Source organism: Ruegeria sp. A5 (genome assembly GCF_056543005.1).
Genome location: NZ_JBQGAV010000023.1, coordinates 1 through 1,532 on the forward strand (window position 1 = coordinate 1; position 1,532 = coordinate 1,532).

At 55.4% G+C, this 1,532-nt stretch carries 1 protein-coding gene; it reads left to right on the plus strand.

The features are described from left to right. Positions 1-80 precede the first annotated feature (80 nt). Complete coding sequence (locus tag ACR0AY_RS21140) at positions 81-1,454, plus strand: transposase (protein WP_170512630.1); 1,374 nt, start codon at positions 81-83, stop codon at positions 1,452-1,454. Positions 1,455-1,532 lie beyond the last annotated feature (78 nt).

Consider the following 1,532-nt stretch of genomic DNA (forward strand, 5'->3'; position numbering starts at 1 on the left):
TGCGGAGATAGTGTTGAAAAAGTCCGTTGATTGGTTTGCCTGTCGCTGATTCACTCGATTTTGAGAGTGGAGGTGCGGTGATGATGGGACCGAGGCAGGTGGCGCAAGGGGCGCTTTTCTACGAGTTTTCGATTGAAGAGTTTGTGCCTGCTGATCATCCGTTGCGCGGCATTGATCGCTTCCTTGATCTTTCGGAAGTTCGCCCCCTGCTGGCACCGTCCTACAGCTCTCACGGTCGTCCTTCGATTGATCCAGAGTTGATGATCCGGATGCTGTTGTTGGGCTATTGCCAAGGCATTCGGTCCGAGCGGCGGCTCTGTGAAGAGGTGCATGTCAACTTGGCATACAGGTGGTTTTGCAAGCTCGATCTGACCGATCCGGTACCAGACCATTCGACCTTCTCGAAGAACCGGCACGGGCGTTTCCGTGAGTGCGGGTTATTCCGCCACCTCTTCGAGACAGTCCTGAGGCGCTGCATCGATGAGGGCCTGGTTGGGGGCGAGAGCTTCGGCGTCGATGCCAGCCTGATCCCGGCGAATGCGAACCAGACACGGGGTGTCGATAGCAAAGAGGGTTTGCCGCCTGACCTAGCCACTCGTGTGGTTGAGGAATATCTCGAAACGCTGGATGACGCGGCTTTCGGCGCATCCACTAAAGTTGTCCCTAAATACATCTCACCCGTTGATCCCGCCGCTCGCTGGACAGGCGCAGACGGTGGGGCTGCCTTCTTCGCATATTCCACCAACTATATGGTGGATTTGGACAATGCGGTGATCGTCGACGTTGAACCATCGGTTCCGATCCGAACCGCTGAGGCCTTTGCTGCACGACGTATGATCGACCGGATTACGGACCGCTTCGACATGACGCCAGACAAGCTGGTTGGCGATACAGGCTACGGCTCAGCGGAGATGCTGGGCTGGTTGGTGGAAGAGCGCGGCATCGCTCCGCACATCCCGGTGTGGGATAAATCCAAACGGACGGACGGCACATTCTCGCGAGAGGATTTTGCCTATGATCCTGCAACCGACAGCTACACTTGCCCAGGCAATAATGAATTGCGGACATATCGCAGGAACTTCTCCAAACCGCGCAAGCCAAATGGCGGCAAAGACGGCTTCATTAAATATCGAGCATCAAAGCACGACTGCGACGCATGCCCATTGAAAGCAAATTGCTGTCCAAATCAGCCCGCCCGAAACGTGCTTCGTTCCGTCCACGAAGCGGCTCGCGACGTCGCCCGCGATATCCGCAAAACCGATGCGTACATGATCTCTTTCATTCAGAGAAGGAAGGTTGAGATGCTCTTCGCACATCTGAAACGATACATCGGGGTGCCGATGATGCGACTTCGAGGACCCAAAGGCGCATATGAACAGTTTCAACTCGCAGCAACCGCCCAAAACCTTCGGAAACTCGCCAAGCTGGTGCGAGAACCTAGAAAAACGGGATGAAGGAATGACGGCAGCCTATTGAGGCTGTATCCTGCAAGCGCCCAAACGGCGACTTCTTCAACACTATCCGGACAAAGC